General features: G+C 47.2%; 31 protein-coding genes. 24 read left to right on the plus strand and 7 right to left on the minus strand.

The annotated features are described in order from the left end of the window. Positions 1-775: 775 nt before the first annotated feature. From ACTTJF_RS08100 to ACTTJF_RS08215, 24 genes are all read left to right on the plus strand, one after another. On the plus strand, positions 776-1,354 hold the full coding sequence (locus ACTTJF_RS08100) for a ComEA family DNA-binding protein (RefSeq protein WP_442551516.1): 579 nt from the start codon (positions 776-778) through the stop codon (positions 1,352-1,354). A gap of 478 nt (positions 1,355-1,832) precedes the next feature. Then, a complete protein-coding gene (locus tag ACTTJF_RS08105) occupies positions 1,833-2,228 on the plus strand; it encodes a hypothetical protein (protein ID WP_442551517.1) in 396 nt (131 codons plus the stop codon). Then, positions 2,215-3,381 (plus strand): beta-ketoacyl synthase N-terminal-like domain-containing protein, encoded by a 1,167-nt coding sequence (locus tag ACTTJF_RS08110; protein ID WP_442551518.1) that lies wholly within the window; start codon positions 2,215-2,217, stop codon positions 3,379-3,381. The genes ACTTJF_RS08105 and ACTTJF_RS08110 overlap by 14 nt, the downstream gene beginning before the upstream one ends. Then, positions 3,378-3,818, plus strand: coding sequence for an ApeP family dehydratase (locus ACTTJF_RS08115; RefSeq protein WP_442551519.1), 441 nt, complete (start codon positions 3,378-3,380; stop codon positions 3,816-3,818). Before ACTTJF_RS08110 ends, ACTTJF_RS08115 begins: the two co-directional genes overlap by 4 nt. After that, positions 3,811-4,524, plus strand: coding sequence for a 3-oxoacyl-ACP reductase FabG (fabG, locus tag ACTTJF_RS08120; protein ID WP_442551520.1), 714 nt, complete (start codon positions 3,811-3,813; stop codon positions 4,522-4,524). The genes ACTTJF_RS08115 and fabG overlap by 8 nt, the downstream gene beginning before the upstream one ends. Continuing rightward, positions 4,524-5,765, plus strand: coding sequence for a beta-ketoacyl-ACP synthase (locus ACTTJF_RS08125; RefSeq protein ID WP_442551521.1), 1,242 nt, complete (start codon positions 4,524-4,526; stop codon positions 5,763-5,765). Before fabG ends, ACTTJF_RS08125 begins: the two co-directional genes overlap by 1 nt. 11 nt (positions 5,766-5,776) lie before the next feature. Continuing rightward, complete coding sequence (locus ACTTJF_RS08130; RefSeq protein WP_442551522.1) at positions 5,777-6,184, plus strand: excinuclease ABC subunit A; 408 nt, start codon at positions 5,777-5,779, stop codon at positions 6,182-6,184. Between the two features lie 9 nt (positions 6,185-6,193). Beyond that, complete coding sequence (locus tag ACTTJF_RS08135) at positions 6,194-6,613, plus strand: excinuclease ABC subunit A (RefSeq protein WP_442551523.1); 420 nt, start codon at positions 6,194-6,196, stop codon at positions 6,611-6,613. A gap of 15 nt (positions 6,614-6,628) precedes the next feature. Continuing rightward, positions 6,629-7,309: a beta-ketoacyl synthase chain length factor gene (locus ACTTJF_RS08140; protein WP_442551524.1), complete on the plus strand. Its 681-nt coding sequence runs from the start codon at positions 6,629-6,631 to the stop codon at positions 7,307-7,309. Continuing rightward, the gene (locus ACTTJF_RS08145) at positions 7,287-8,039 is read left to right on the plus strand and encodes a lysophospholipid acyltransferase family protein (RefSeq protein WP_442551525.1); all 753 of its coding nucleotides are present in this window, start codon (positions 7,287-7,289) and stop codon (positions 8,037-8,039) included. The genes ACTTJF_RS08140 and ACTTJF_RS08145 overlap by 23 nt, the downstream gene beginning before the upstream one ends. Continuing rightward, complete coding sequence (locus ACTTJF_RS08150) at positions 8,036-8,293, plus strand: phosphopantetheine-binding protein (RefSeq protein ID WP_002946940.1); 258 nt, start codon at positions 8,036-8,038, stop codon at positions 8,291-8,293. The genes ACTTJF_RS08145 and ACTTJF_RS08150 overlap by 4 nt, the downstream gene beginning before the upstream one ends. Positions 8,294-8,295: 2 nt before the next feature. Then, entirely contained in the window at positions 8,296-8,547 is a 252-nt protein-coding gene (locus tag ACTTJF_RS08155; RefSeq protein WP_122862786.1) for an acyl carrier protein, read from the plus strand. Then, a complete protein-coding gene (locus tag ACTTJF_RS08160) occupies positions 8,531-9,067 on the plus strand; it encodes a DNA gyrase subunit B (protein ID WP_442551526.1) in 537 nt (178 codons plus the stop codon). Before ACTTJF_RS08155 ends, ACTTJF_RS08160 begins: the two co-directional genes overlap by 17 nt. Further along, positions 9,057-10,733, plus strand: a complete 1,677-nt coding sequence (locus ACTTJF_RS08165; RefSeq protein ID WP_442551527.1) for an AMP-binding protein — start codon at positions 9,057-9,059, stop codon at positions 10,731-10,733. The genes ACTTJF_RS08160 and ACTTJF_RS08165 overlap by 11 nt, the downstream gene beginning before the upstream one ends. Continuing rightward, entirely contained in the window at positions 10,706-12,427 is a 1,722-nt protein-coding gene (locus ACTTJF_RS08170; protein ID WP_442551528.1) for a glycosyltransferase family 2 protein, read from the plus strand. Before ACTTJF_RS08165 ends, ACTTJF_RS08170 begins: the two co-directional genes overlap by 28 nt. Position 12,428: 1 nt before the next feature. Then, positions 12,429-12,860: an acyl-CoA thioesterase gene (locus ACTTJF_RS08175; RefSeq protein WP_442551529.1), complete on the plus strand. Its 432-nt coding sequence runs from the start codon at positions 12,429-12,431 to the stop codon at positions 12,858-12,860. After that, entirely contained in the window at positions 12,835-13,356 is a 522-nt protein-coding gene (locus tag ACTTJF_RS08180; RefSeq protein WP_442551530.1) for a LolA family protein, read from the plus strand. Before ACTTJF_RS08175 ends, ACTTJF_RS08180 begins: the two co-directional genes overlap by 26 nt. Continuing rightward, positions 13,353-15,584 carry a hypothetical protein gene (locus ACTTJF_RS08185; protein WP_442551531.1) on the plus strand — a complete coding sequence of 744 codons (2,232 nt, stop codon included), beginning with the start codon at positions 13,353-13,355 and terminating at the stop codon, positions 15,582-15,584. Before ACTTJF_RS08180 ends, ACTTJF_RS08185 begins: the two co-directional genes overlap by 4 nt. A gap of 88 nt (positions 15,585-15,672) precedes the next feature. After that, entirely contained in the window at positions 15,673-15,867 is a 195-nt protein-coding gene (gene thiS, locus ACTTJF_RS08190) for a sulfur carrier protein ThiS (RefSeq protein ID WP_442551532.1), read from the plus strand. 1 nt (position 15,868) lies between these two features. Next, positions 15,869-16,645 carry a thiazole synthase gene (locus ACTTJF_RS08195; RefSeq protein ID WP_442551533.1) on the plus strand — a complete coding sequence of 259 codons (777 nt, stop codon included), beginning with the start codon at positions 15,869-15,871 and terminating at the stop codon, positions 16,643-16,645. 243 nt (positions 16,646-16,888) lie between these two features. Next, positions 16,889-18,022 carry a 2-iminoacetate synthase ThiH gene (thiH, locus tag ACTTJF_RS08200; RefSeq protein WP_442551550.1) on the plus strand — a complete coding sequence of 378 codons (1,134 nt, stop codon included), beginning with the start codon at positions 16,889-16,891 and terminating at the stop codon, positions 18,020-18,022. A 58-nt stretch (positions 18,023-18,080) separates the two neighbouring features. Further along, positions 18,081-18,740 carry a thiamine phosphate synthase gene (locus tag ACTTJF_RS08205; protein ID WP_442551534.1) on the plus strand — a complete coding sequence of 220 codons (660 nt, stop codon included), beginning with the start codon at positions 18,081-18,083 and terminating at the stop codon, positions 18,738-18,740. 251 nt (positions 18,741-18,991) lie between these two features. Further along, positions 18,992-19,873 (plus strand): EamA family transporter, encoded by an 882-nt coding sequence (locus tag ACTTJF_RS08210; RefSeq protein ID WP_442551535.1) that lies wholly within the window; start codon positions 18,992-18,994, stop codon positions 19,871-19,873. A gap of 113 nt (positions 19,874-19,986) precedes the next feature. Beyond that, on the plus strand, positions 19,987-21,108 hold the full coding sequence (locus tag ACTTJF_RS08215) for a hypothetical protein (RefSeq protein ID WP_442551536.1): 1,122 nt from the start codon (positions 19,987-19,989) through the stop codon (positions 21,106-21,108). A 73-nt stretch (positions 21,109-21,181) separates the two neighbouring features. On the opposite strand, the gene modD is transcribed toward ACTTJF_RS08215, so the two are convergent. The 7 genes from modD to ACTTJF_RS08250 are packed head-to-tail and all read right to left on the minus strand — an operon-like array spanning position 21,182 to position 26,886. Then, positions 21,182-22,024: a ModD protein gene (gene modD / locus ACTTJF_RS08220; protein WP_442551537.1), complete on the minus strand. Its 843-nt coding sequence runs from the start codon at positions 22,022-22,024 to the stop codon at positions 21,182-21,184. Further along, positions 22,011-22,292 carry a helicase gene (locus ACTTJF_RS08225; protein ID WP_314068841.1) on the minus strand — a complete coding sequence of 94 codons (282 nt, stop codon included), beginning with the start codon at positions 22,290-22,292 and terminating at the stop codon, positions 22,011-22,013. The genes modD and ACTTJF_RS08225 overlap by 14 nt, the downstream gene beginning before the upstream one ends. Further along, positions 22,289-23,725 carry an alanine/glycine:cation symporter family protein gene (locus tag ACTTJF_RS08230; protein ID WP_442551551.1) on the minus strand — a complete coding sequence of 479 codons (1,437 nt, stop codon included), beginning with the start codon at positions 23,723-23,725 and terminating at the stop codon, positions 22,289-22,291. The genes ACTTJF_RS08225 and ACTTJF_RS08230 overlap by 4 nt, the downstream gene beginning before the upstream one ends. A 41-nt stretch (positions 23,726-23,766) precedes the next feature. Beyond that, a complete protein-coding gene (locus ACTTJF_RS08235; RefSeq protein WP_442551538.1) occupies positions 23,767-25,842 on the minus strand; it encodes a heavy metal translocating P-type ATPase in 2,076 nt (691 codons plus the stop codon). Further along, on the minus strand, positions 25,826-26,170 hold the full coding sequence (locus ACTTJF_RS08240; RefSeq protein ID WP_002952117.1) for a hypothetical protein: 345 nt from the start codon (positions 26,168-26,170) through the stop codon (positions 25,826-25,828). The genes ACTTJF_RS08235 and ACTTJF_RS08240 overlap by 17 nt, the downstream gene beginning before the upstream one ends. Further along, positions 26,167-26,472 carry a Cys/Met metabolism pyridoxal-phosphate-dependent enzyme gene (locus ACTTJF_RS08245; protein WP_232037796.1) on the minus strand — a complete coding sequence of 102 codons (306 nt, stop codon included), beginning with the start codon at positions 26,470-26,472 and terminating at the stop codon, positions 26,167-26,169. The genes ACTTJF_RS08240 and ACTTJF_RS08245 overlap by 4 nt, the downstream gene beginning before the upstream one ends. Positions 26,473-26,484: 12 nt before the next feature. Beyond that, positions 26,485-26,886, minus strand: a complete 402-nt coding sequence (locus tag ACTTJF_RS08250; protein ID WP_442551539.1) for a hypothetical protein — start codon at positions 26,884-26,886, stop codon at positions 26,485-26,487. Position 26,887: the final 1 nt, after the last annotated feature.

Below are 26,887 nucleotides of genomic sequence, written 5' to 3' on the forward strand. Positions count from 1 at the left end.
TAAATAATTGCAGAAAGGATGCTCATTTCTAGAATGGGTAAATTGGTGTGATGGGGGTTGGGCTAAGTCTATCTAGTGCCTAAGGTGTGATGCTTTTAAATTTTACGTGAGGATGATGCTGGTGGTTGTGTGTGCTGTGGATTTGCGTGGGATTGATTTGTGCAAGTCGAAGCTGTATGTCTACCGTTAGTGTGCTATATTTTAAGGGTGTCAGGTAAAGATCATGGTGTGAAAAAGTAGTTTGTGATAGAATGAGCTGAATCCAAAGAGGAAGGTTGCCTAAGGAATAGAAGTTCTAAAGTTTGCCATAGTACAATGGAAGTCTTTTGTGGTGTATGATATTTTTTTGAAGGTAAATCATAACATAAAGCAAAAGTCATTTTAGTCAGTAGGTAACATCACTTTACGATAAAGTAATTTATGCAAAAATCTCGCAATCAATATGCTATATTTTATTTGCATACGATAAAAGTGTGACATATTAAAAACTAAAGTAAGGAAAAATTCAAGTCAAGTACCTTAAAATGTACTCAAGCTATAATTAAACTTTATTCAAGTATTTTTAGGGGAAAATGGTGGGATTAAAATGTATTTTGCTCACGCTACGTTTTTTGTGGCCCTTAGTTACACTAATATTAAGCTTTTTTAGATTTTCATTTAGAAGTTGATTTGCTTAAATACATTTGCAGCACTGGTTTATATTAATAATATTTTTTAATAATCTTATAATTATTTTTTGGTAAAATGTGAAATAATTTTTTAAAAAGGAAAAACCATGAACAAATTTGTGTTATCAATGTTGGCATGCGCTTCGATGGTATTTGCCGCTATAAATTTAAATACCGCTACAAAAGAGGAGCTTATGAGCTTGAACGGCATTGGTGCGGCAAAGGCTGATGCTATTATTGAATACAGAAAAACAAACAAATTTGAAAGCATAGAGGATATTAAAAACGTAAACGGTATTGGCGATAAGACTTTTGAAAATTTAAAAGGCGATATCTCTACGAGTGGCACGAGCGTAATACCTACAAGCGATAAAGTATCCAAAAAGGCAAAAGAAGTCAATGATGTGACCGACAAAGTAAAACAGGGCAAAAAAGAAGTCGCTAAAAAAACAAAAGATGTAGAAGACAAAGTAGCTGAGCCTGTAAAAGATATGGATAAATCTAAAACCGACATAGAAGAAAAGGCTTCTAAAAATATCAAAAATAAAGTAAAATCCGGCGAAGATAAAATAGAAAAAGATATTGATGACGTTAAGACTAAGGCAAAATCTTCAAAGAAAAAAGTTGAAGAAAGCGGAGTTAAGGAAGTCGAAGCTAAAAAACCTACAAAGAAAAAATCAGAATAACATTATATTATTTTCGGCTCAAATTTGGGCCTATAAATTAAACTGCGTAAATCCTTTTTTGATAAAATAATCAGAAAGGATTTACGCATATCTCATGTCTACTATATAGACAAAAATTACACAAAAAATTATCTTGTAATCATATCGAGTCGTTTCAAAATATCAGAGATTGAAATCGTCATAGCAGATGCAGCTAAGGCGGAAATGGCTAATAGTTGTTTGTAGGCGCTAGTCAAAAATATCAGAAAAGATATACGGCAACAGCGAAGGCAAAGCTAAATACTACCCTATACTTGGCAAATATATCATGTTTTTTGTTAGTAACCGCAAAGGTTGCTGATTAAAAGCTATCAACTTAATAATACAAATTTTTAAAAAGACGACCCCAAATTTACATTGCCGCGTTTTTTTAAAGGTTAAAAAGATATAATCTGTGCATTATTCTAAAACAAACAAAATTTAATAAGGCGACCAAAGGGTGCGGTTTAAAAAGGTTTTAAATTTTATATCTATTTTTGCGGTGTCATTTGTGCTCGGCGGATGTGCAGCGAAGGCTAAATTTGATGTTCCTCAGATCGTAAATTTCGATAAACGCGAGTTTGAAGTGATTTCCAAAAGCGGCTCAAATTTGCTCTATATTTCTCACGAAAAAGAGGATTTTTATTTTACGATGATAAATTCCATGGGTACTCCGCTGGCTAGACGGGTTTTAAGGCCGAGCGGCGAATTTGAAGCTATCGGTTTTTTACCTCCAAATAGCACCTATAACGAGCTTTTTGTAAAGGTTCTAGGCGCCATAAAATCAAATCAAAAAGAGGCCGTCATAGCAGTAAATAACGAAAATTTTAAGGTAAGAGCTCTTGATATACGTTAGCAAGCCAGCCCTCATCAGCGCAGCCGGAGCCGATGCAGAGGAAAATTTTGCAAATTTATGCGGCGAAAAGAGATTTTTGAGCGTTTGCGAAGGCTTTAGAGCGGATAAAAGCTTTATACTCGGCAAAGTCGGCGCACAGCTGGCTAAATTTAGCCAAAACACTCCAAAACACCTGCAGACGCGCACGAACGCTCTAGTTTTAAGCGCGCTTTTGCAGATAGATATAGACGCACGAAACGCTATCAAAAAATACGGCAAAAATCGTGTCGGCGTAGTCGTAGGTACGACTACTAGCGGCGTAGAGGAAAATTACGAAACGTTTAAAGATTTTGCCGCGATGGGGTTTTTTGATGCTTCAAAATTCGGCGTCAGTCGCAACTCTCTAGCCAATCCGTCCGAATTTATCGCCGATTTTTACGGGCTTAGCTCGGTTGCGTTTTCCGTCTCGACGGCCTGTACCTCGGGTGTCAAGGCGATCATAACGGCAAAAAGGCTGCTGGAGTCGGGTATCTGCGACGCCGTGATCTGCGGCGGCGTGGATAGCCTAAATACGCTAACGATCAACGGCTTTGATAGCCTAGGTATCCTAAGCGCGCGCGAGACAAATCCGTTTTCCAAAAATCGCGACGGCATAAATATCGGCGAAGGCGCGGCGTTTTTCGTGGCAAGCAGGGATGAAATCTCAAATGTCGTTATCGCGGGCGAGCACTCAAACTGCGACGCGTTTCATATGACGCAGCCCGATTTTAGCGGACAGATGCAAACAAAGTGCGTGCAAAAGGCGCTGCAGGCGGCAAATTTAAGCAGCGTCGATTATATAAATTTACACGGTACAGGCACGCAAGCAAACGATAAAATCGAGGCAAAGATCGTGCATTCACTCATGCCGAGCGTTTTTGCTAGCTCCATAAAACCTCTAATCGGCCACACGTTAGGAGCCGCGGGGGCTATCGAGAGCGCGCTTTGCGCTATGCTTTGCGCTAAGGGCGAAACAGCGCTGCCGCCGCACGTATATGACGGCGTTTATGATGATGAGATAGAGGGGGTAAATTTGGTAAAATTTGGCCAAAGAGCGGTCGTAAATTCAGCTATGTCGCTGTCTTTTGCATTCGGCGGCGATAACGCGGCGATCGTGTTTGGGAGGGCTAAATGAGCCTAGGAGATTATCTCCCGCACGGTACGGCGATCATTTTTATCGACGAGGTGCTTAAATTTGAAGATGGACGCATAAAAACCAAAAGCGTGATAAAAGAGGATAATAAATTTCTTTCAAACGGCAAATTCGCCATGCACAAAACCATCGAGATGATGGCGCAGTCGCTGGGTATCTACGACTCAAAGATGCGCGAGCTAAAAGGTATGAAATTTGGCCTGGGTTTTTTGCTGGGCAGTAGAAAATTTGAGATATTTAAGCCGTTTTTAGCGGCTGGAGACGAGGTCCTCATCGAGGCGGCTTGCTCGATACAAGACGCAAGCGGTTTTGGCGTTTACGACTGCGAGCTTTACGTAAACGGCGAGCTTGGGGCGCGCGCGACGCTAAACGTGCTTAGCCCGGACGAGGAATACGTAAAAAGGATACTGGATGAGTAAAAGAGTGCTGATAACGGGCTCAAGTCGCGGCATCGGCGAAGCGGTAGCTAGGCGACTGGTAGCGGCCGGATACGAGGTAGTGCTGCATGGCAAAAGCGCAAGCGAGCAGCTATTAAAACTACAAAACGAGTTAAATTTGAGCGCTTTAAAATTTGACGTAGCGGATACGCAGGCGGCACGGGCGGCGATTGAAGCCGATATAGAGGCCAACGGCGCTTATTACGCGGTGGTACTAAACGCCGGCATCACGCGCGATAACACCTTCGTCGGCATCGAAGACGAGGATTGGTTTGGCGTCGTGGATACGAATTTAAACGGCTTTTATAACGTCCTAAAGCCCGCCCTCATGCCCATGATCCGCACTAAAAAGCCGGCTCGTATCGTCGTCATGAGTTCGGTCTCAGGCGTCGTCGGCAACCGTGGCCAAAGCAACTACGCGGCTAGCAAAGCAGGCCTCATCGGCGCGGCAAAGTCCCTCGCAGTCGAGCTTGCCTCCAGGAACATCACCGTAAACTGTATCGCGCCCGGACTCATCGAGACCGATATGACGGACGGTGGTTTGCCGATGGAGGAGATCTTAAAGGCAATCCCGGCTAAAAGAGCGGGCAGAGCAGACGAGGTCGCGCCTTTGGTCGAGTTTTTGCTAAGCGATGGGGCAGCATACGTAACAAGGCAGGTGATCGGCGTAAACGGAGGGCTTTGCTGATGCGAGTTTTTGTAACCGGTATAGGCATGGTGAGCGCGTTTGGAAAGAGCTGGGAGGAGATAAAGGCTAAATTTGAACTCGGCCGAAACGCCGTGAGATATATGCCGCAGTGGGATAGATATGCCGATCTAAATACTCGCCTAGCTGCACCCATAGAGGGCTATGAGTGCCCTGGCTCGTGGGACCGCAAGCAGCTAAGAAGTCTAGGCACCGTTTCGATGTATAGCGTCGAGGCGGCCGGGCTGGCGCTAAGAGATGCAGGGCTCATGCGGGGCGAAAATTTAGACGCCGCGAGCCTCGATCCCAGCGTGCAAGACGGAAGACTAGGCGTCGCATGCGGCTCGTCTACGGGTAGCACCGAGTCGATACTAGCGATGGCAAAGCTACTAGAGTGCGGCGAAAACGAGTGTAACGCCAACACCTACATCAAGATGATGCCTCACACTACTGCGGCGAATATCGCGCTTTTTTACTCGCTAAAAGGGCGCATCATCCCGACCTCCTCGGCATGTACGAGCGGCTCGCATGCTATCGGATACGCTTATGAGAGCATCAAAAGCGGCAAAATCGACATGATGCTAGCAGGCGGCGCAGAGGAGCTATGCCCGAGCGAGGCATATGTGTTTGACATGCTATACGCCACTAGCGTGAAAAATAGCTCGCCTGAAATTTCGCCTACTCCGTTTGACGAGGAGCGCGACGGGCTAGTGCTAGGCGAGGGCGCTGGGATACTTTTGCTAGAGAGTGAAGAGAGCGCCGTAAGGCGCGGGGCTAAAATTTACGCCGAGGTCGTGGGCTTTGGCTCAAACTGCGACGGCTCGCACGTAACGCGCCCGCAAAGCGCGACGATGAAAGGTGCGATGGCTCTAGCTTTAAAAGACGCAAATTTAACGCCTGAAAAGATCGGTTACGTAAATGCTCACGCCACGGCGACTAAACAGGGCGACATCGCCGAAAGTATCGCTACAAACGAGCTTTTCGGCGACAAGATCGCTATAAGCTCGCTAAAAAGCTACCTCGGCCATACGCTAGGAGCTTGCGGCGGCTTGGAGGCGATATTTAGCGTGATGATGATGCGTGAGAAAAGATTTTTCCCGACGATAAATTTGACCCGCGTCGATCCTGGTTGCGCACCGCTTTTTTATCTGACCGAGCAAACTGCGATAGATACGGACTTTGTGATGAGTAACAACTTCGCTTTCGGCGGAGTAAATACTTCGCTGATATTTAAAAGAATTTAAGGAGAGTAGAGATGAGAAAAATATTTTGTTTAATTGCGTTGGCTTTTAGTATAAATGCTGAAGAGATTTTTAATCTAAGCATTAAAGACGCTTTAGATAGCGAGGCGGCAAAGAAGTATATTTTGCCTAACGTTAAGGTTGAATTTGGAAGCGGTTACAACGGCGATAGGATTGTCGTGGGGGGGGCTACGGCCAGCAGGAAACAAAAGGGCGATATCGATGAAAAGGTCCAAAAATGCCAAATAGCTTTCTTGGATGCAGTTAATGCCTTTCAAAGACGAAATCAAAGAGAGGGCGGAACAAAGGCAGTAAATATCGTAAGTTTTTTATACGGTAAAGAATTTAGTTCCAAAACAGAGTTTCAGTGTCTATATACTAACAAATTTACGGTAAGATTACGTGGCGATATAGCTAAATAAAGGAGAAAAATGAAAAAAATACTAGTTTTAGCGGGCGTTTGCGCCTTGGCTTTAAATTTGAGCGCGCGCGACGACGTGCTTAGCTTTTCGATCGAGGAGGCGCTAAGCTCGCCGAAGGCAAAAGAGGTGCTAAATCCAAACATCAAGCTAAGCTTTGGCTCGGGCACGAAAGGCGGTATCATCAAAAGCGGCCTAATGGCAAACAAAAAAACCAACGCCTTCAGTAAAAGCGACAAAGAGGCGTGCCAGTGGGCGTTTTTGTCGGCCGTAAAGACCTTCCAGGAGCGCGCAGTGCAAGAGGGCGGCGCGAGGGTAGTAAATTTAACCGGCTACTACAAAAAACAGCCTTTTGACTCCAAAACGCAGTTTCAGTGCGGAGCCGGTGCTCTGATGGCAGGCGTAACGCTAAAAGGCGATATCGCGAAATAACGGCGAGAGGGGCGAATGAGGCTAAATTTTAAACTCGATTTTTTTGACGCGGTAGTTTTTAACGGCGCGCAGGACGCGAAGCTGGCGGCATACGAGAGGGAGCTTGACGTTTCGCACGTACCTCCGCTTGAGCGGCGCAGGCTTAGCCGCGCGGCAAAGTGCGCCTTTGATCTAACCAAAAACATCGCGCCGCTTGATATGCCTATTGTTTTTAGCTCTTATGAGGGCGAGATAAATCGCTGCTTTGAGCTGCAAAATACGCTAGCTCACGGCGAACTCATCTCGCCGACCTCGTTTTCGCTCTCGGTTCACAATGCACTTTCCTCGCTTTTAGCGATAAATTTTAAAAATCGCAGCGAAATCTCCGCCGTTTCGGCATACGCGCCGCTAGAGTACGCTTTAGTGCAGGCGCATCTGATGCTAAAAAGCGGAGCCAAAAACGCTCTGGTTTTAGCCTATCACGAGAGCATTTCGCAGGAGTATTTTGACGAGTCTGCGCCCTCTTGTATGGTTTGTTTGCTAGTTAGCGAGGGCGAAAATTTGAGCCTATCGCAAAGCGAAATTAGCACCAAAACGGATGAAAATTTGCTCGTAAAGTTCCTGCAAAATTTTGATCCGAAGCAAAAATGCTCCTGGCAAAGCGCGGATAAAAACTCCGCTTGGCGGTGGGATTATGAGCCCTCGTCATTGGTTTAAGATTTTTATCGTAGGGGCGAATTTCGCGCTATTTGGACTCATTTGCGCGCTTGGAAATTTGATCTTTGTTCCGGTTGCGCTTCTTGGGCTTTATAAATTTAAATTTGTCAGAAATTTTTGCCGCGATCTGGTGCGTCTGGCTTGGAGATTTTTTATATTTTCTACTCAAATTTGCGGCTATCAGCGCACCAAATTTGACCTTCCTTTGGGGCTTGGCTCCGCCTCGCAGATAATCATCGCAAATCACCCTTCGCTTTTAGACGTCGTCTTTTTGATAGCTCTCATCCGCCGCGCAAACTGCGTGGTAAAAGCAAGCCTTGGTAAAAATATCTTCTTAGCTCCCGCGATAAAATCATGCGGATATATCCTAAATACCGCAAACGAGGAGCTCTTGCAAAAAAGTGCGGACGCACTAAAGAGCGGCGAAAGTTTGATAATATTTCCTGAGGGTACGCGCACGGCGGGCGAGATAGTTTTTCATAAAGCAGCCGCCTACATCGCGGTAAATGCGGCAAAACAACTGGTCGCCGTTGCTATCAAAATGGATCCGCCTAGCCTCAAAAAAAACGAACCTTGGTACAAAACCCCGAGCGTTATGATAAAATACGAGTTCAAAGAGCTTTTTAGGCTAAATTTGGACGGGTTTTGCGCGGATAGACCAAACCCGATCAGGGCTAGAGAGCTACACGCTTTTATCAGCGAAAATTATACAAAGGAGTTTAAACAATGAACGAACTAATAGATGAGATAAAAGAGCTCATCATAAAGAGCTTAAATTTAGAGGATATGAAACCGAGCGATATCGACGAAAACGCACCGCTTTTTAACGAAGGACTCGGGCTTGATAGCGTCGATGCGCTAGAGCTCGGCCTTGCGGTGCAAAAGAGCTACGGCCTAGTGCTTGATTCTAAAACCGCAAATTTAAAAGAGATTTTTTACAGCGTAAAAAGCCTCGCGCAATACATCTTTGAAAATAGGAAATAACGATGAAAAAAGAAGAAATTTTTGAAATTTTAAAGTCCGCGCTAGTGCAGCTTTTTGAGATCGACGAGGCTAAAATCACGCCGCAAACGCGCATTTACGAGGATTTACAGATAGATAGCATCGACGCGATTGATCTCATAGATCACATCAAGCGCAAAACGGGCCACCGATTGATGCCTGAAGATTTTAAAAACGTAAAAACGCTCGAAGACATCGTAAACGCGGTGGCTAAAAAATTTGACGAGCAAGCTTAAAATTGCCCTAAGCGTAGTTAGCGTCATCTACCCGTTCGCGCTATTTTTCGCGGGCGATTTTGCCTTTTGGGTCGTTTGGGCGCTGGCTGCACTGTGGATAGCGCGTGCGGCGTTTTCAAGCGGTTATGAGAGGAGGCTTAGCGCCCTTGCCGCTGTTTTTTTCATAGTTTGTATGATTTTTAAGGGCGGATTTTTGGCGTACCTTTACCCTTTTTTGGTGAGTTTGGCGTTTTTAGCGTTTTTTGCTTTTAGCCTAAAAAACGAGGCCGTCATCACCAAAATCGCAAGGCTAAAAAAGCCTGATTTGGATGAAAAGGGCGTAATCTATACGCGAAATTTGACCAAAATTTGGTGCGCGTTTTTTGTTTTTAACGCCGCCCTCTCGCTTGCGCTAGCCTTGATAGATGATAAACTTTACTGGAGCGTTTATAGCGGCGCGGTATCTTACGCGCTAATGGGGGCGCTATTTTTCGGGGAAATTTTATTTAGAAAGAGATTTATAAAGAGCGATGAGCTTTGAAGAAAATTTAAAAAATTTTAGATTTGCGGACGATTCGCGCGACGTCTTTGACGCGTGCCTCGGGTTTGCCGCGTTTTTAGAAAAAAACGGCGTAAAAGAGCTGCAAATTTACATTGACGACGCGTTTAAATTTTACGCTGCTTTTTTCGGCTCGCTTTTGGTTGGGTCTGCGCCCTGCGTGCTGGCAAAGCCGGTTTATGAGCCAAATTTGACCGCCGTAAACGACGAAAATTTTTTAAATTTTCTTGCAAAGGAGCCCGCAAAGGGGCTTAAATTTGATCCGCAGGCTAAATTTTACCTGCAAACTTCAGGCTCGAGCGGCAAAAGCAAGATGATAGAAAAGTCGCTCGCGCAGATGATAAAAGAGAGCGAGTATCTAGCGGGCGAGCTAAATTTTAGTAGCCAAAATACCTTTTTTTCGAGCGTTTCGCACAGGCATATGTTCGGACTTACGTTTAAGGTCTTTTTGCCACTAGTGCTGGGCGCTCGCGTCATAGCGGACGAGCTAAACTATCCAGAGGCGATTTTGGGCTTAAACCTTGCAAATCACGTATTTATCGCTAGTCCGGTGTTGCTTAGGACCCTAACTCAAAGCCCCGCCACAAGCGCGCTAAAAGGCTTAAGCGGGATCGTAAGCGCTGGTTCTCCGCTAAAAAAGGAGCTAAGGGGCGAGCTGGGCCGAATTTGCGACGCGCGGATCATCGAAATCTACGGCAGCACGGAAACTGGCATAGTGGCTAAAGATGAGGGGTGCGGGCTTAGGCTATTTGGCGCGGTGAACGCGGGGCTGGACGATAGAGGCGCGCTAAACGTGAGCTCGCCTTGGTGCGGGTTCTTTCAGACTAACGACGCGGCGAGTATTGACGAGGGACGCCTCGCGCTACAAGGCAGGATAGACCGCATAGTAAAGCTAAACGACAAGCGCGTGAGCCTGGAGAGCATCGAGGCAAAGCTGCTAGAAAGCGGCTTGCTAGCGGACTGCTACTGCGCGCCGCATCCTAAATTTAAACGTATCGCCGCGCTTTTGGAGCTTAACGGCGAGGGACTTAAAAAATTTAGAAAAACCGGCAAAAAAGGCGCAGTAGCCGAGCTAAAAGAGCTTTTGAAGCTCGAGTTTAAAAACAGCGTTCGATACTTTAAAATCGTGGAAAAAATGCCGCGAAACCAGCAGGGTAAATTTGAAAAAAGCGAATTTGAAAACGCACTATTTGCTAGCCCCAAGCCCGTCTGGAGCGGCGGGGCGGTAAACGAAGCGGGTAAAATTTGCGGCGGTCAAATTTGCCAAAACGGCCAAAATTTAGAGAGCGGTTTAAGCTGCGACACAAATGCTAGCCGCGTTAAATTTGACGAAAACGGCGAGCGGCTTGACGGCGCGCAAAAGTACGAATTTAGCGCTATCATGCACGCGGGGCTCGAGATTTTCGAGAGCCATTTTCCAAATTTACCGCTACTGCCGGGGTTTATGCAGCTTGACTACGTCTTTGAGCTAGCTAGCGGCGTCGGTATCGACGTTAGCGGCCTTAATACGGTGGAAAATCTAAAATTTATGAAGTTTGTAAGACCTGGAGACGCACTTCGCGTTTGTTTTGAAAAACGCGGCGGCAAGCTTTACTTTGAGCTATTTTGCAACGGCGAAAAATGCTCGACGGGAAGGGCGTCGCTTTGAATAAATTTGCGTTTTTAGTGCCCTTTTACAATCATCCGCAAAATATCAAAGCCCTGATCGCCGCGCTAAAAGCTTACGAGCTGCCAGTTATCGTCGTGGACGACGGCTCGGACGAGGCGAGCAAGCAAATTTTGGCGGAGCTTGAGCGTACGGAGGGTATCTTGCTGCTCACGCGCGCGCAAAACGGCGGCAAGGGTATCGCGATGAAGGACGGGTTTAAATTTGCGCTGGAGCGCGGTTTTAGCCATGTTTTGCAAATCGACGCCGATTTTCAGCACGACGCGGCGCTCATCGGCGAGTTTTTGAGGCAGAGCCAGGCGCACCCGCAAAGCATCGTCTGCGCAAATCCCATCTACGGCGAGGATGCGCCGAGATCCCGCGTTTACGGCAGAAAGATCACGAATTTTTGGGTTGCGATAAATACGCTAAGTCTCGGCGTCAAAGACGCTATGTGCGGCTTTCGCGTCTATCCTTTAGAGCAGCTTAAAAAAGCGGCGGCAAAAAGCAAAACAAATAGGATGGAATTTGACATCGAGATCCTCGTAAGTGCCGTCAGACAGGGCATTAGCGTGCGCTGGATCGATACGTGCGTACGCTACGAAAAGGGCGGCGTTTCGCACTTTAAGATGCTGCGCGATAACGCGCTAATCAGCCTCATGCACGCAAAATGCTTCTTTTCTCTGCCTAAATTTGCGCTTAGTAAAATTTGGCGAGCGTACGGGTTGAATTCGAGCGAAAAAAATGGGACAAACACTCAAATTTCCGTAGAACCTCAGGAAAACGCCGAGCAAAATCTCTGGTGGAAAAAGCAGGAAAGAGGAGGGGCGTTTTTTCTAAGGCTTAGCCTATTTTTGTCGCAAATTTTGCCTGAGTTTGCGCTAAAGCTTATCGTTAAAATCGTAGTTTGGTTTTATTATATATTTTCAAAAAACGAGCGCAAAAACATCGCCGAGTTTAGACGAAATTTAAGCGAATTTGCCGGCTCGCAGACGCTAAAAGGAACGAGCGTTTTTAGCCATTTTGAGGCGTTTGGCGGCGCTATCTGCGATAAATTTAGAGTCTGGAAAGGCAAGATCAAGGATGACGAGCTAGAAATCATTGATTTAGAGCGCATAAAAAGCGAACTAATCGGCGCGCAAAAGGGGCAAATTTTGCTCACGGCGCACCTTGGAAACGTCGAAATTTGCAAGGCTTTGGCTGCGCGGGTCAAGGGCTTTAGGATGGTGATTTTGGCTTACGACAAAAACTCGCGCGAGTTTAACGAGGTGCTAAAGCAGATTAGCCAAAACGACGGCAGCGTGCGTATGATGCTGGTTAACGAGCTAGACGTTGCCGCGATGCTGGAGCTAAAAAATATCGTCGAAAGCGGCGAGCACATCGGCATAATGGGCGACAGGACGCCTCTTGGCGGTGATAAGGCCGCGCGCATTAAATTTCTAAGCAAGGAGGCGAGCTTTAACTACGGTCCGTACTTGATCGCCGGGATTTTGGGCGTAAAGATAAGCTCGCTGTGGTGCCAAAAGATCGGCGGTAAATTTAGGATCGAACTTGTGCCGCTAGCAAGCGCCGTAAAGCTGGGGCGAGATAAAGCCGCCGCAGCTCGCGAATATCTGCAAATTTACGTCCGCGAGCTGGAAAATCGCTGCAAACAAACGCCTACGCAGTGGTTTAATTTTTTTGATTTTTGGAGATGAGATGATATCAAAATCAGTCGCGCTAAAGGCGCAGTTTTACGACGTAGACAGTATGAACGTCGTGTGGCACGGCAACTACGTGAAGTATTTTGAAACGGCTAGATGCGCGCTGCTAGAGGAGATAGGCTACGACTACGAGGCGATGAGGGCGGACGGCTACGCCTATCCGATTGTAAAAATCGAGGCCAAATACATAAAACCCGTGTTTTTCGGCGATGAGATCGAGGTGGAGGCGACGCTAAAGGAGTGCGAGTGCTTTTTAAGGATCGGCTACGTCGTAAAAAGCGCTAAAAGCGGCGAGACGCTGTGTACGGGCGCGAGCTCGCAGGCGGCTGTGGATATGCGCGAGATGCAGACGTGCTTTGAGATCCCGCAAGAGCTACAAAATGCAGTGAAAAGGTACATAAATGAAAAAAATAGCGATAATTTTTAGTTTGGCTGCGAGCCTAATGGGGCTTGATTTTAACGAGATAAAATCTCAAATCAAAACGCAAAATATCAGCGGCGATTTCGCGCAGACGAAGTTTTTGAGCGGTTTTAACGTGGAGTTTAAAAGCTACGGCAAATTTGAACTCAGTCAAAGCGAGCTGCTCTACGACACGCTAAGCCCGATCGCCGTGAGCATCGTCATAAACGAGCGCGGGATCTTTCAAAAAAGCGGCAATCAGCTCATAAAAATCGATCAAAATTTTGACAAAAAGCTCTTTTTATCTATCATAAAGCTCGATAAAGACGAGCTTGAGAAGGAATTTATCTTTAAAATCTCAGGCGATAAAAACAACTGGAAGATAGAGCTGACGCCCAAAAATTTGTTGCTAAAGCAAATCTTTACGCGCATCTTGGTTGGAGGCGATAAATTCGTCCGCAAGATCGTGCTAGACGAGGTTAGCGGCGATAAAACGGTAAATGATTTCTACAACGTAAAATGAAAAAATCCGCGCGTTTTTTTATCTTTTTAGCGGCTTTTTTAGCTGCGCTCGCCGTTTGTTTTGCAAACGCGAAAAAGATAAACGCGGATATTTTTTCTCTCGTAAATTTTGAAAACTCTACCGAGCAAACCGCGCTAAAATCGATGCTAGATAGCGCTTCAAACGAGTTTTTGCTAGTTTCAAATTCGCCTGAGTTTTTAGAAAAAAGCGAAATTTTAGCCGAGCAAAGCGGAGTTTTTGAAGAGTACCGCGCAAAGCAGGACGTAAATTTAACCTCGTATCTAACTCAGCTAAACGCCCTAAAAATCGCGCTTTTAAACGAGCAAACCTATGAGCTTTTGGTAAAAGATAAAAATGAATTTTTTAAACAAAGCGCGCAAAATTTATTTAATCAATTCGCTTTTAAACCGCTTAATGCGAAGGACGATTTTTTCGCTCTAAGCTCGCATATGAGCCTAGAGAGATCAAAAATCAGCCTAAATTTGTCAAATTTGATGCTGGAAGCGGCACACAAGGGCGGTAAATTTTACCTCGTAAAAGCGCGCCTTAAACCAGGCTACGAGCCGCGAAATTTGATCAAATTTTATGAAGACGTACGCGAGATGGCGGCTGGGGACGCGGTGCAGGCTTACATTAGCTGCGGCGCGCTATACGGAGCCTACGGAAAAAAGGGCGGGGACAAAGAAAGCGCCTCTATGAGCGCGGCTTCGCTTAGCCTTTGCGCGATTTTTTTGCTGCTCGCGTTTAAAAATTTGCGCATTTTTTGCGTCGTTTTCGTCGCGATTTTCGGCTTTGCGTGCGGGCTTGCGGCTTCGCTTTTGATCTACGAGAGCCTTAGCGTCATGGTTGTGATTATCGGCACGAGCCTTGTGGGCCTCATGTTTGATTTTGCGCTACACTGGTTGGGTAAAAATCAAAACGTGCCCGTGGCAGCCGCGAGCGTGCGCCCGATGCTTAAGATTTTCTTGCTCGGGCTTTGCATCACGATGAGCGGATACGGCGTTTTTGCTTTTTCGTCGCTTGAGCTGCTGCGTCAAACCGCGACATTTTCGCTATTTACGCTGCTTGGGGCGTTTTTATTTACATATTTTTGCCTGCCTTTTCTCTTTGAGGGTACGACGTTTTCGCAAAGCGCCGTATTTTCAAGATTTTTTGATAAATTTGCAGGACTTTGCGAGCACGCGGCGGGAGTGATAAATTTAAAAATTTTACTCGCCGCGTTTGCACTTTGCGCGGGAATTTTAGCGCTAAATTTTAAAAGCCTAAGCGCGCCAGAGCAGATCAAAGACTACGCAAGCTCGCCCGCGCAGCTACTGGAGCAGTCTAAAAAGATCAGCGAGATAACGGGCGCCGCGCTGCAAAACTCCATCATCGTGCTAAAGGGCGGCAGCGATCTAGTCGGCGACGAAAAGCTGCTAATGCGCGAGCTAAAGCAGGCAAATCTCATTAAAGACTACGCCTCTGTTTCTAAATTTATCCTAAGCCGAGCCGAGCAAGAAACCGTAAAAAATATCTTTAAAGAAGCCGCGCAAGACGAGGAGATTTTTAAAATTTACGCTCAGTTTGGCTTGCCTAGCGAGCTGGTAAAATCCGAGCTAGAAAAGATCGCAAACGCGCAAACTATCGGCGCTAGCGAGATTTTAGAATTTGACGCGGCAAAAAATTTGACGCGATTTTTGCCTGATGCTAGCACGAGCGCGATATACGCCGAGGGGCTTGAAAGCGGCGCTAAAACGGATGAAATTTTAAAATCAAACGGCGCATTTAGCGTCGATTTCGTCAGCGCGCTAAATCAAAATTTGACCGAGGCAAAGGTCTGGGCTGCGGTGCTAAAGGGTGGCGCGTTTTTGGTTGCGTTTGCGCTTTTGTGGGCGTTTTTTGGGGCGGCTCGCTCGCTTTTAGTTATGAGCGTCATCGCGCTTGGCGTGCTAGCCGTGCTTTGCGGTTTTACGGCGCTCGGCGTCCACGTAAATATTTTTGCGATTTTCGGGCTTATCTTGGCAAGCGCGGTCGGGATCGATTATCTCATCTTTGCGCTAAACGAGGACTTATCGCGGCGGGAGCGCGTATTTGGGATATTTGCCGCGTTTATCACGAGCTTTATCTCGTTTTTTGCGCTTAGTTTTAGCCAGACGCCAGCAGTCAGCGTTTTTGGGCTAGCCGTTAGCCTTTGCGTCGCGTTTTACGGGCTTGCCGCCTGCACGCTCGCGATGAAAAATTTGGCTTAAATTTAGCAAAAAGAGGTATAATCGCGAGCTTACGCAGCGCGAAATTTGACCCGAACGGGCGCGCTAAATTTAATAATACGGAAAGAAAATGCTAAAAATAAACGGCAAAGATGAGGGCGAGTTTATCGGCAAAACCGTAGCGCAGCTGCTCGTCGCAAAGGGACTAAAGCCTGAGCGCATCGCGGTTGAGCTAAACGGCGAAATCTTGCCCAAGGATAAATTTGATACGGTGCTACGAGACGGCGACTCGGCCGAGATAGTGCATTTTGTAGGCGGAGGCTGATATGAAATTTGATGAAAAAAACGATATTTTAGAGCTTGGCGGGCATAAATTTGGCTCGCGCTTTATCCTGGGATCGGGTAAATTTTCGCTACCTCTTTTGGAGGCCGCGGTACATGAGGCGGGCGCGCAGATCGTTACGCTGGCGCTTCGGCGCGTGAACGAGGGCGGGATAGAAAATATCCTGGACTTTATCCCAAAGGGCGTAACGCTGCTACCAAACACCTCTGGCGCTAGAAACGCCGATGAGTGCGTGCGTATCGCAAAGCTCGCGCGCGAGGCCGGCTGCGGCGATCTCGTGAAGGTTGAGGTCATCAGAGACAGCAAATACTTGCTGCCCGATAACTACGAGACGATAAAAGCAACCGAAAAGCTCGCAAACATGGGCTTTGTCGTAATGCCCTATATGTATCCAGACCTAAACGTAGCACGCGATCTGGCCTTGGCGGGGGCTGCGTGCGTGATGCCTCTGGGCGCTCCGATCGGGACGAACAAAGGCCTTTGTACGCGCGAATTTATCAAAATCTTGCTCGCCGAGATAGACCTGCCCGTGATCGTGGATGCGGGTATCGGCAGTCCCGCGCAGGCGTGTGAGGCGATGCAGATGGGCTGCGCGGCCGTGATGGCAAACACCGCTATCGCGACTGCCGGCGACGTAAAAACGATGGCGCGAGCCTTTGCGCTAGCGATACAGGCGGGTAGGCTGGCGTATCTATCCGGGCTTGGCAATGTGAGCGAAAGCGCGCGAGCGTCGAGTCCGCTGACGGGATTTTTGGAGTAAATTTGGCTTTAAATTTGACGGCATGAAAAACGGCGTCAAATTTAAAGCGGGCGAGGATAAAATTTGCCTCGTTAAATCCTGCGAATTTTAAATTTGACGATTTCGTGCGGTTTTAAATTTAGCGCCGAAAAGGCGCGGGTTTTGGGCGCGTACAATTTACGGCTCCTAGCCTTTAAAAACGATCAAATTTAACGCCCGAAATTTAGACGAAAAACGGAGAAATATTTGAAAAATCTAGACGTGATGGAGTATGCCGACGGCGCGCAGCGCATAGATGAAACGCTGATGCGGCGGGTGCTAGCGGCGCGCGAGGACTACGACTATGCGAAATTTGACGCTAGCGACGTTAGGCGCGCTCTTGGCGAAGAAAACCTAAGCATAGATGGCCTAAAAGCGCTTCTAAGTCCGGCTGCTGGCGCATTTTTGGGCGATATGGCGGAGGCGGCGCGAGATAGGACGCGTAGGCAGTTTGGCAACTCGGTGCAGCTTTTTACGCCGCTTTATATTTCAAATTTTTGCGACAGCGACTGCGTCTACTGCGGCTTTAGCTCGAAAAACAAGATTTCTCGCGTGCGGCTAAAGGCGGACGAGGCGGCGACGGAGCTAGCTAATATCGCAAAAAGCGGACTAAAAGATGTACTCATTCTGACCGGCGAAAGCGCGAAAAAAAGCGACCTGGGCTACATCGGCGAGGTCTGCAAGCAGGCGTCTAGACTTTTTAGCAACGTAGGCGTCGAGATATATCCGCTAAATGCCGACGAATACGCGTTTTTGCACGGTTGCGGCGCGGACTACGTCGTGGTTTTTCAGGAGACTTACGACCCGGCGGCGTATGCGAGATTTCACCTCGGCGGCGTCAAGCGCTCGTTTGCCTACCGCTTTCACGCCCAGGAGCGCGCTCTCATGGGCGGTATGCGCAGCGTCGGATTTGCCGCGCTTTTGGGGCTTGACGACTTTAGGAAGGACGCGCTAGCCACCGCGCTACACGCGCATTTTATCCAGCAAAAGTACCCGCACGCCGAGATCGCGCTATCTTGTCCGCGCCTGCGCCCCGCGATAAACAAGGCTCACGTCGGCCCACGGGACGTCGATGAGAGGGCGCTACTTCAGGTCATCTGCGCATACCGCCTCTTTTTGCCGTACGCAAATATCACGATCTCCACGCGCGAGTCGGTGCGCTTTAGGGACGGGGTCATCGCAGTCGCCGCGAACAAAATTTCAGCCGGCGTTAGCACGGGCGTGGGGACGCACTCGGATAAGGCCAAAAAAGGCGACGAGCAGTTTGAGATCAGCGACGCGCGCTCGGTCGAGGAGATACTAGGCGCCGTGCGAGGGCTAAATTTGCAGCCCGTGATGAGCGAGCATATTTACGTTTGAGGCGGCTGTCGGTCGCGCGTTTTTGCGGACATAAAATTTGGCTTTTGGAGTAGGGGCGATGGATTTTGGCAAATTTGAGCTTGTTTGGGTGACGAACCGCCGCTTGAGCGAGGATTTTTTCGCGGACGTTAGGCGCGTAGCGCAGGGCGGCAAGGCGGATAAAATTTTGCTCAGGGAGAGCGATTTGCCAGAGCACGAATACGAAAATTTAGCCCGCAAAACGCTTGAAATTATCGCCGAGCTCGACTCTAGCGCGGGCCTAGTTTTGCATACTTACGCAAGCGTCGCAAGCAAACTAGGCGTGGGCGAACTGCATTTGCCGTTTGCTAAATTTATGGCATCAGGCGGCAAGCGGGTTGTAAATTTAGCAGATTTAAATTCGGCTAAATCAGGTAGCGTTTGTGCGGATAAAGATAAAAGTAGCGACATTTACGCGCTAAATTTGACGCAAAAGCTTAAGATCGGCGTTTCGGTGCACTCTTTGCAGCAGGCTCTAGCGGCGCAAGACCTTGGTGCTGATTACGTCGTGGCGGGGCATATTTTTGATACGCCGTCTCACGCGCTAGAGCGGGGCAGAGGGCTTAAATTTTTGCGGGAGATTTGCGAGAAATTAAGCATAAAAACCTACGCTATCGGCGGGATAAATTTTGAAAATTTAGGCGAGGTCAAGGATGCGGGCGCGGCCGGCGCGTATATGATGCGGGGATTTTTAAGTTAAATTTAACTGCCGATGTTTTATTGATTTTGCGGCTAAATTTGAGTCGGCGGCGATACACTCAAATTTGAATTTAGCAAAAGAAAGCAAAGTCCTAATCGCAAGTAAAATTTAGTACGCAAAAATACAAAATAGCCCCAAATTTACACGCCCCGTTTTTGCGTAAGTTTCTCAGATTACCGCTATAAAATCCGCCAAATTTAAGACTATTTTGCTACTATTTTAGACGAAATTTAACTCAAAATGGAGAATACGTGAAAAAATTGATCTTTGTTACGGTGCTTTGGGCGTTTAGCTTTAGCCTCATCGGCGAGTTTTTGGCAGGGCGAGTGGATAGCTATTTTGCCGCGTTTTCGCGCGTGGTGCTTGCGCTTGGCGTATTTTTGCCCTTTATGATTAAGGATTTTGCCGCGCAAAACCTCGCTCTATACGCCAAGGTAGTCGCGATCGGCGCAGTGCAAATCGGCGCGATGTATATCTTTTACTACAACTCGTTTGCCTACCTTAGCGTCGCTGAGGTCGCGCTATTTACGATATTTACGCCGTTTTACGTGAGCGTGGTTTACGATGTGCTCGCGGACAGGCTTAGACTACTGTATCTGTTTAGCGTGGGCACGGCGGTTTTGGGTGCGCTCATCATCAAGTACGGCAACGTAAACAGCGGCTTTTGGCATGGATTTTTGCTCGTGCAAGGGGCGAATTTATGCTTTGGCGTCGGACAGAGCGCTTATAAATTTTTGCTAGAAAAGCGTAATTTTAACGAACAAAGAGGGGTTTTTGGCTACTTTTTCGTCGGAGCCGCGGCGGTTACGGGCGTAGCCTTTGCTATGTTTGGAAATCCGGAAAAAATCAATCTCGACCTAACCCAAGGCGCCGTGCTACTCTGGCTTGGTATCGGAGCTAGCGGCCTTGGATACTTTTTATGGAACAAAGGCGCATGCGAGGTAGATAGCGGAACTCTAGCCATCATGAATAACGCTCTCATACCTGCAGCTATCATCGTAAATTTAGTATTTTGGCATAAGGATGCGGATATACTAAGACTCTGCCTTGGCGGTGCGGTTATTTATATCTCGCTACTGATTCATAACAAAATCATCGCACACTACGAGCGAGCAAGCATAACGGCAAAATAGTCAAATTTGAAGCCAAATTTAGCTAAAATTTAAAACTAGCGGCGAGACCAAACATCGCCGCTTTACTTGACGGCAGTAGGTATTTTAAATTTGGTTTTTAAAAAGGATTAAATATGCACGACGCCGCAGCACTTCTAATCGCACTCGTTTTTCTCGTCGTAAGCTTTTTCGTTGCTTTAATCGCCCCCAAAGGCAAACGCAAACTGCTTTGGCTTTTTGTTTGGTTTATGGTGTTTTTCGCAGACGGGTTTATAACCTCGGCCATATTTCATTACTACGGAAATTTATACGGCAAGATAAACGTCTATGAAGAGCCCGCTACCAGAGGATATTATGCCGGAGAAAAGAAATTTGATAGGTGGTTTCCTGAAGTAAATCAATTATCGTCGCAATATACTAAAGACATTGCTTTTACTATGTTGATAAACGGCGATTTGGACTATATAGATTATAGAGTTCAAACAGAAGATAGCCCTAATAATGGTAAATTTTTTAGAGTCTACGTAGATAACGATACTTCAAACAATTGTTTTATGTCCGTAGATGAAGAATTAAAAAAATACTTATCCGATAAAAAAATACCTTATCCCGAGTTTAAACAACTTTACGACGAATACCATTCAAAACCCAGCGAATATAAAGAGATATATTATGACGCATGGTTTGATAACGAAGAGAGAAAAAAGAGTTACCCGCAGCAGCAAAGAATAGTAGTAGACAAAATAATAAAAATAGTGCAAGAGCGATACAAAAGCCCAAACCCTATTAATAGGAACGGCAAAGTATTTACATGGGACGACTTTCAAATAGAGTGGGTTATAGATAGATTGCAAGACGTAGATAAAAAGATGGAATACTACAAACAAATCTACAAAGACAAATGCATAGCTCGCAAAGAAATCAATGAAGATGAGATAGCGCCTGCCGAACTCGTAATAAAATATCCGTATGCCGTCATAGAACAAAAGCCCGATATAAAAACTATGTTTGATAAGATAATAGGCATGGGATTTAACTACGGTGGACTAATAAAAGACAGAAATACGGGCAAGATACTAGCCGACAATACATACATCTACGAGTCTTATCACTCTTGGCTGATTCAGGGTCTTACAAATGCTCTAGGGCCGGAGTCCGGCGGTCCGTTTTGGATGTGTAATAAAAACGAGACCACTTGGATACAGGACTGCAATCAAAAAATGATAGAGGAATTCTTTAAAAAGGACAGAAAATGAGAAAATTTGAGATAGCTATACGTTAAACTCAAGCGCAAATTTGACGCGCCAAAGAGTCCGTCAAATTTGCAAATTATACTATCTCTAAAACCGCCGTTATGTCGGCCATACCTTGCGTGTACATAGCTGACGTAACCAGAGCGTCCGCGCCGGCGCTAGCGAATTCTCGGACGTTTTTTAGATTTATCCCGCCGCTTGCGACTAGGGCCGCGTTTGGAGCGATTTTATCTCGTAGGTCTACCGCTCGCTTTACGGCTTCCGGCGTAAATTTATCGCACTGCACGACGTCGGCGCCCGCTCTTAAAAGCGCTTCGCAATCATCTAAATTTTCGCATTCGACGGCGATTTTGCGCTCGGGAGCTTTTGCTTTAAAGGTTGGAATTTGAGCCAAAAACTCCTCATACGAGCCGTAAGCCTTGATATGATTTTTAAAAAACAGCACGCTATCGCTCAAATTTAGCCTATGTATGCCGCAGCCGCCCTCAAGCACGGCTTTTAGGCAAAATTTCTTAGCAAACGGGAAGCTCTTACGCGTGGCTAGGATTTCGCATTTTGGATTTACGCTTTTAGCCGCTTTGTTCATCGCTCTTGCGTAGGTGGCGATCTTGCAGGCGTACTCTAGGCAAATTTGTGCTAACTTCCAGGCTTTGTGTACGTCGTCGTAGCTGCCGCTGATTTTTACGATCGGCTCTTTTGCGGCTGCGATGGCTGAGTTTGGGACGCAAATTTGCACCTCGCAGCCAAGTAACTGCGCGATGCGAGCGGCAACGTCTACGCAGCTAACTGTCACGTCCTCGCGCGGCAGTATGGTCAAAGAGGCGTTTTTACGGATGCCTTGAAGCGAGGTCGTGAGATCAAAGTAGGGCAGATCCTCGCCGATATAGGCTAAAATTTCGGCGTCGCTAAGCTTTATCATCGCTTGCTAGCCTCTTTGCTTCGGCGTTTTTCTTGTTTGCGTTTACGATCATATTTCTAAAAATGCCGTTTTCGTAGAGTCCCGCGTGATATAGCGAAAAGCCGACGAATGCGATGCCTGCGATCGTATGCAGCTTCTCGCAGCGGCTTTTGTTTCTGCCTTTAAGCCCGAGCGCCGTTAGGCAAACGGTGGCTAGGGTGACGCTCATGCCGATTTTTGCGACTTTTCTATGGGTTTGTAAATTTAAAAGTTGTCCGCTTATGTTCATTTTTTTCTCCAGCAAGTTGTGTTTGCGATGCCTATGCTCTCAGGGTCAAATTCCGGATTTAGCCCAGCTTTTCTTTGCGATTCGTAGTCTTTTAGGGCTTTTATCATGACTTTTGATAGCATAAAGATCGCCGCGATATTTATCGTAGCCATCGCCGCCATCGTGATATCGGCGATATTCCAGGCGATAGTTAGGTTCATCTGCGCTCCGACGAATATCATCGCGACCGCCGTTAGCTTAAAGGCTAGGGCGATTTTGTGGTTTTTGGTAAGGTATTTTATATTTGCCTGCGCGTAGTAGTAGTTGCCGATCAGCGAGGTAATAGCAAAAAGCACCACCGCAAGCGTCGTAAAGTGAAGGCCGATCTCGCCGTAGTACTCGCGCATCGCGGCCTGCACCAAAGGAAGCGCGGTTAAAACTTCGCCGCTAGCGCCGGTTTGCTTTGTGATATAGGCCTGAGAGAAAAGCACTATCATGCCGGAAGCCACGCAGATCGTCATATCTATAAAAACCGCCATTGCCTGCACCAGTCCTTGTTTTACCGGGTGGCTCGTGTGAGCCGCGGCGGCCGCGTTTGGCGCAGAACCCATGCCCGCTTCGTTTGAAAACAGGCCGCGCTTGATACCGTAGACGATCACGCTGCCCGCAAATCCGCCGAATATCGCCTTAAAATCAAAGGCGCTTTTTATGATCATATCAAAGACGGCCGGAAGCTTGTCTAAATTTAAGCAGATCGCGATAAAGGCTAGCAGGATATAAGCAAGCGCCATAAAAGGCACGATGTAGGAGCTAACCTTGCCGATGACGTGGCTCTTGCTAAAAAACATCACCGCCGCAAATGCCGTTAGGATGATACCGATACCCACGGGCAAGCCGCTATCGCTAAAGCTCGTAGCGCCCGCGCTTTGATCGTAGTAAATTTGAAAGGCGGAGGTCATGGTGTAGCTTTGTAGGCCGTTAAATCCGTACGCGTACGTGATGATGAGGATAACGGCAAAAAGGCTCGCCATCCACTTGATGCCTAGGCCGTTTTTGATGTAGTATGCCGGTCCGCCCTTAAAGCCCAATACGTCTTTGGTCTTGTAAATTTGAGCTAGCGTACTCTCGGCAAATGCCGAAGCCGCGCCCAAAAATGCCATCAAACACATCCAAAATAGCGCGCCCGGTCCGCCTGCTACGATAGCGGCAGAGATGCCGGCGATATTTCCGATGCCCACGCGCGAGGCGGTGGAGATCATAAGCGCTTGAAAGGGCGTGAGGTGGTGCTTGTTGTATTTATCTTTTTTCTCGACTAAAACCTTGCAAGCCTCGAAAAACATCCTAAACTGCACGAATCTAGTAATATAGCTAAAATAAATACCGGTAAGAACGAGCACGATAACCAAAAAATAGCCGTATAAAAAGTCGTTGGCTAGCGACATCTCGTCGTTCATAAATTTTAAAATTTTATCTATCAACCGTCATTCCTTCAAATTTACTTCGCGCCTATCTTGACGCCTTTCATCGAATTTGCCAGTAGCCCGATCGTCGTACCGTTGTGTAAAACGGCCGTGGCGATAGGGTTAAAGAGCCCAAATGTCGCGCCTGCTAGGATGAGCGAGTTTATGCCGACGGTAGCGTTAAAATTCGTATTTATCAGCCTCATAGTTTTGTTTGCGACGTCTTTTGCGACGGCTACCGAGCCGATGTCGTCTTTTAGTAGGCTGATGTCGGCGGTTGCTTTTGCGATGTCGGCACCCTTTTGCATACTGATGCCTACGTGCGCCTTGGTGAGGCTTGGCGCGTCGTTGATGCCGTCTCCGACGAAGGCTACTTTTTTACCCTCGGCTTTTAGCTGCTCGATGATGCCTGCTTTATCGGTAGGTAGGCAGTTTGCGTAGACTCTGTCGATGCCTAGCTCGCTTGCTACCTGATCGGCTTTAGACTGTACGTCGCCCGTTAGCATAATGAGCTCTTTTACGCCTAGTTTTCGTAGCTTTGCTAGCGTCTGTGCGGCGTTTTCTCGCATGGTGTCGCGCATGGCGATGACGCCCAAGAGCTCCTTGTCGTAGCCTACGTAAAGTAGCGTGAGCCCGCTATCTACTTCGCTTTTTATGATTTCTTCGTGCTTGCTAAATGAAATTTGCTCGTCGTCCTCTAAAAAATGCCGCGATCCGATCACGACCTCTTTGCCGCCTACGTATGTTTTCACGCCGTGAGCAACGATAAACTCGACCTCGTCGTGGTGGATGTGGTGAAAGCCTATCTCTCGCGCGGCCTTTACGATAGCCTCGGCTACCGGGTGGAAGTAGTGCTCCTCAGCGCTTGCGGTCAAATTTAAGAGCTGCGCTTCGGTAAATTCTTTTTTAAACGAGTGAACTTTTACGACGCTTAGGCTGCCGTGCGTTAGCGTACCAGTTTTATCAAAGACGAAAGTATCGGCGCTTGCTAGCGCTTCGATAGCTTTGGCGCCCTTTATCAGTACGCCGTTGCGGCCGGCTTTTGAGATACTTGATTTAAAGGCGACGGGTGTGGCTAGCTTTAGCGCGCAGGAGTAGTCCGCCTGCAGCACGCTAGCTACGCGAGTCATATCTCGGCTAAGCAGATACGAAATGCCGGCTAGACTTAGAGTTACGGGCACTAGCTTATCGGCTAGCTTCGTGGCTTTTAGTCCGACGGCCGATTTTTCGTTTAGTGAGCTTTGGATGTAGGATTTTATCCTCGCAGTCGCGCTTTCGGCTGCTATGCTCTCGGCCCAGATTTTTATGCGTCCATCCTCGACGACCGTTCCGCTCATCACGCGGTCGCCGCGCTCTTTTTTGACGGGTTCTGCTTCGCCCGTCATCGAGACTTGATTTACGCTTGCGGTGCCTTCCACGATATAGCCGTCGATGCCGATGCTCTCGCCTGTGCCGACGACTACGATGTCGCCTATTTTAACGTCTACGGTCGGGATTTTTTTGAGAGATTTTTTACCGTGATCATTTATCTCGATCCAGACCTCTTCTATGTTCGGGCGGGCTAGCTCTTTGATGAGGTCGTCGCTGCGGTGTACGGCGCTTTCTTCCATGTATTCGCCGATGGTTAGCATGAGATTTGTGCTATTTGCCGCTAGAAAGTCGCGTCTAGCTAGGCTCACGCCCACTGCGGTGGCTTCGAGTACTTTTGAGGTTATGCCCTCGTTTACGGCTTCGCTTGCGCCTTCTTTTAACAGCGGAGCTGCGGCTATCAGGCTAGCCATAGCCTTTACGCCGTTGCTACTTATAAGAGGCGTGATGGCTAGAGCCGTTGCCGCCTTGTAAATTTCAGCCTTGCTCGGGCTATTTTTGCGCTTGTTAAAATTTGCGATCGGCAAATTTTCGATGAACTCTTTGATTTCGTTTAAATTTGACTCAAAGCCGACGATGATACTTTTTGCTTTTTTGTTTACCCTGACGCTTTTTGCGTACCTAAACTCCGAAATTTGAGCCTCCAAACGGCTCTCGTCGCAGTCCTCGCCGATGCGTTCGCAGACGAAGCGCACGCGGTTTTTTGTCAGGTGCGCGATGCGAACGTTATTTTTGGGAGTCAATTTCGGCCTTTACATCTTCAAATCGCTCTTTTAGTTCTTCAAATCCTGCTTGAAGCAAATTTGATCCCTTCGCGATAGCGGAAAATAGCGCTTTTTGCGCGTTTTCGTTTGTTAGCACGTATGCCACGACGCCGCCTATGAGTGCGCCTTTTATAAAGCCTGCCGCGTTAAAATTTGCCGGGATAAAGTCCTTTAGCGCGTCGTTTATGCCGCGGTCAAACGCGCTTGGCGCGCCGGTAGTCTTTACCGTCGTGGTAGTAGTCGTCGTGCTGCCGTCGTCGTTTAGCTGATTTACTGTTTGAGTTTGATTGATGTATGGGTTTTTCATTTGCTTTCCTCTAAATTTTTGATTAATTTCTCCGTCGCAACCACGCCTGCGATACCTACGGCTACGGTGACAGCCGCGGCAAAATAGCGTGCAGAGACTAGTTTGTTTGACGCGCTAATAGCGCATGCCGTAACGATACCGCCTTGGATCGCGGTTTTGGTCGTTTTTGCGACTACTTCGGCCTTGCTTGCGCTGCCTTTTTTATAGTTTAGTATGCCTACGCCGCCGGCTGCTATCGCGCCGATTAGTGCGCCGCTTATCATATGATCTAGTGGGAGTCTGGTTGTTGATGTTAAATTCATTCTATACCTTTATTATTTTTCTAAATTTGGCTCAAGCGCATTTGCGATGTCTTCGGCTAAAATTTCGGTTTGTGTAGCCGCTTTTGCCGGAGCTTTTTTAGTCCTCGGAGCTCTTTTTTTCTTAGTTTTTGTTTTCTCGGCATCTTTTTGCGCTTTTTCTGCGGCTACTTCGGCGCTAGTGCGTCTTTTGCGTTTTTTAGTTTCGGTTTTTTCTTCGCTTTTTTTAGCAAATTTTTTCTCTGCAAAATCTTTTGCTTCGCCTATTTTTTTCTCGGCAAATTCTTTTGCGTTTTCGGCAAACTCTTTGCCTTTATCTAGTCCGCTTTCAAGGGTTGATTTGATTTTGTCTTTGTTGTTAAAAGCCGCGACGGCTAAACCTCCTAAGATTGCTCCTGCAATAAACGGTAGTGCCATT

Source organism: Campylobacter sp., assembly GCF_052170435.1.
Taxonomy (GTDB): Bacteria; Campylobacterota; Campylobacteria; order Campylobacterales; family Campylobacteraceae; genus Campylobacter_A.

Excerpts from the sequence above, each read along its gene's own strand:
- ACTTJF_RS08100 (WP_442551516.1), top strand. The coding sequence starts at position 776 with ATGAACAAATTTGTGTTATCAATGTTGGCATGCGCTTCGATGGTATTT.
- ACTTJF_RS08115 (WP_442551519.1), top strand. The coding sequence starts at position 3,378 with ATGAGCCTAGGAGATTATCTCCCGCACGGTACGGCGATCATTTTTATC.
- fabG (WP_442551520.1), top strand. The coding sequence starts at position 3,811 with ATGAGTAAAAGAGTGCTGATAACGGGCTCAAGTCGCGGCATCGGCGAA.
- ACTTJF_RS08125 (WP_442551521.1), top strand. The coding sequence starts at position 4,524 with ATGCGAGTTTTTGTAACCGGTATAGGCATGGTGAGCGCGTTTGGAAAG.
- ACTTJF_RS08130 (WP_442551522.1), top strand. The coding sequence starts at position 5,777 with ATGAGAAAAATATTTTGTTTAATTGCGTTGGCTTTTAGTATAAATGCT.
- ACTTJF_RS08135 (WP_442551523.1), top strand. The coding sequence starts at position 6,194 with ATGAAAAAAATACTAGTTTTAGCGGGCGTTTGCGCCTTGGCTTTAAAT.
- ACTTJF_RS08140 (WP_442551524.1), top strand. The coding sequence starts at position 6,629 with ATGAGGCTAAATTTTAAACTCGATTTTTTTGACGCGGTAGTTTTTAAC.
- ACTTJF_RS08145 (WP_442551525.1), top strand. The coding sequence starts at position 7,287 with ATGAGCCCTCGTCATTGGTTTAAGATTTTTATCGTAGGGGCGAATTTC.
- ACTTJF_RS08150 (WP_002946940.1), top strand. The coding sequence starts at position 8,036 with ATGAACGAACTAATAGATGAGATAAAAGAGCTCATCATAAAGAGCTTA.
- ACTTJF_RS08155 (WP_122862786.1), top strand. The coding sequence starts at position 8,296 with ATGAAAAAAGAAGAAATTTTTGAAATTTTAAAGTCCGCGCTAGTGCAG.
- ACTTJF_RS08165 (WP_442551527.1), top strand. The coding sequence starts at position 9,057 with ATGAGCTTTGAAGAAAATTTAAAAAATTTTAGATTTGCGGACGATTCG.
- ACTTJF_RS08170 (WP_442551528.1), top strand. The coding sequence starts at position 10,706 with ATGCTCGACGGGAAGGGCGTCGCTTTGAATAAATTTGCGTTTTTAGTG.
- ACTTJF_RS08175 (WP_442551529.1), top strand. The coding sequence starts at position 12,429 with ATGATATCAAAATCAGTCGCGCTAAAGGCGCAGTTTTACGACGTAGAC.
- ACTTJF_RS08180 (WP_442551530.1), top strand. The coding sequence starts at position 12,835 with ATGAAAAAAATAGCGATAATTTTTAGTTTGGCTGCGAGCCTAATGGGG.
- ACTTJF_RS08185 (WP_442551531.1), top strand. The coding sequence starts at position 13,353 with ATGAAAAAATCCGCGCGTTTTTTTATCTTTTTAGCGGCTTTTTTAGCT.
- thiS (WP_442551532.1), top strand. The coding sequence starts at position 15,673 with ATGCTAAAAATAAACGGCAAAGATGAGGGCGAGTTTATCGGCAAAACC.
- ACTTJF_RS08195 (WP_442551533.1), top strand. The coding sequence starts at position 15,869 with ATGAAATTTGATGAAAAAAACGATATTTTAGAGCTTGGCGGGCATAAA.
- thiH (WP_442551550.1), top strand. The coding sequence starts at position 16,889 with ATGGAGTATGCCGACGGCGCGCAGCGCATAGATGAAACGCTGATGCGG.
- ACTTJF_RS08205 (WP_442551534.1), top strand. The coding sequence starts at position 18,081 with ATGGATTTTGGCAAATTTGAGCTTGTTTGGGTGACGAACCGCCGCTTG.
- ACTTJF_RS08215 (WP_442551536.1), top strand. The coding sequence starts at position 19,987 with ATGCACGACGCCGCAGCACTTCTAATCGCACTCGTTTTTCTCGTCGTA.
- modD (WP_442551537.1), bottom strand. The coding sequence starts at position 22,024 with ATGATAAAGCTTAGCGACGCCGAAATTTTAGCCTATATCGGCGAGGAT.
- ACTTJF_RS08225 (WP_314068841.1), bottom strand. The coding sequence starts at position 22,292 with ATGAACATAAGCGGACAACTTTTAAATTTACAAACCCATAGAAAAGTC.
- ACTTJF_RS08230 (WP_442551551.1), bottom strand. The coding sequence starts at position 23,725 with ATGAACGACGAGATGTCGCTAGCCAACGACTTTTTATACGGCTATTTT.
- ACTTJF_RS08240 (WP_002952117.1), bottom strand. The coding sequence starts at position 26,170 with ATGAAAAACCCATACATCAATCAAACTCAAACAGTAAATCAGCTAAAC.
- ACTTJF_RS08245 (WP_232037796.1), bottom strand. The coding sequence starts at position 26,472 with ATGAATTTAACATCAACAACCAGACTCCCACTAGATCATATGATAAGC.
- ACTTJF_RS08250 (WP_442551539.1), bottom strand. The coding sequence starts at position 26,886 with ATGGCACTACCGTTTATTGCAGGAGCAATCTTAGGAGGTTTAGCCGTC.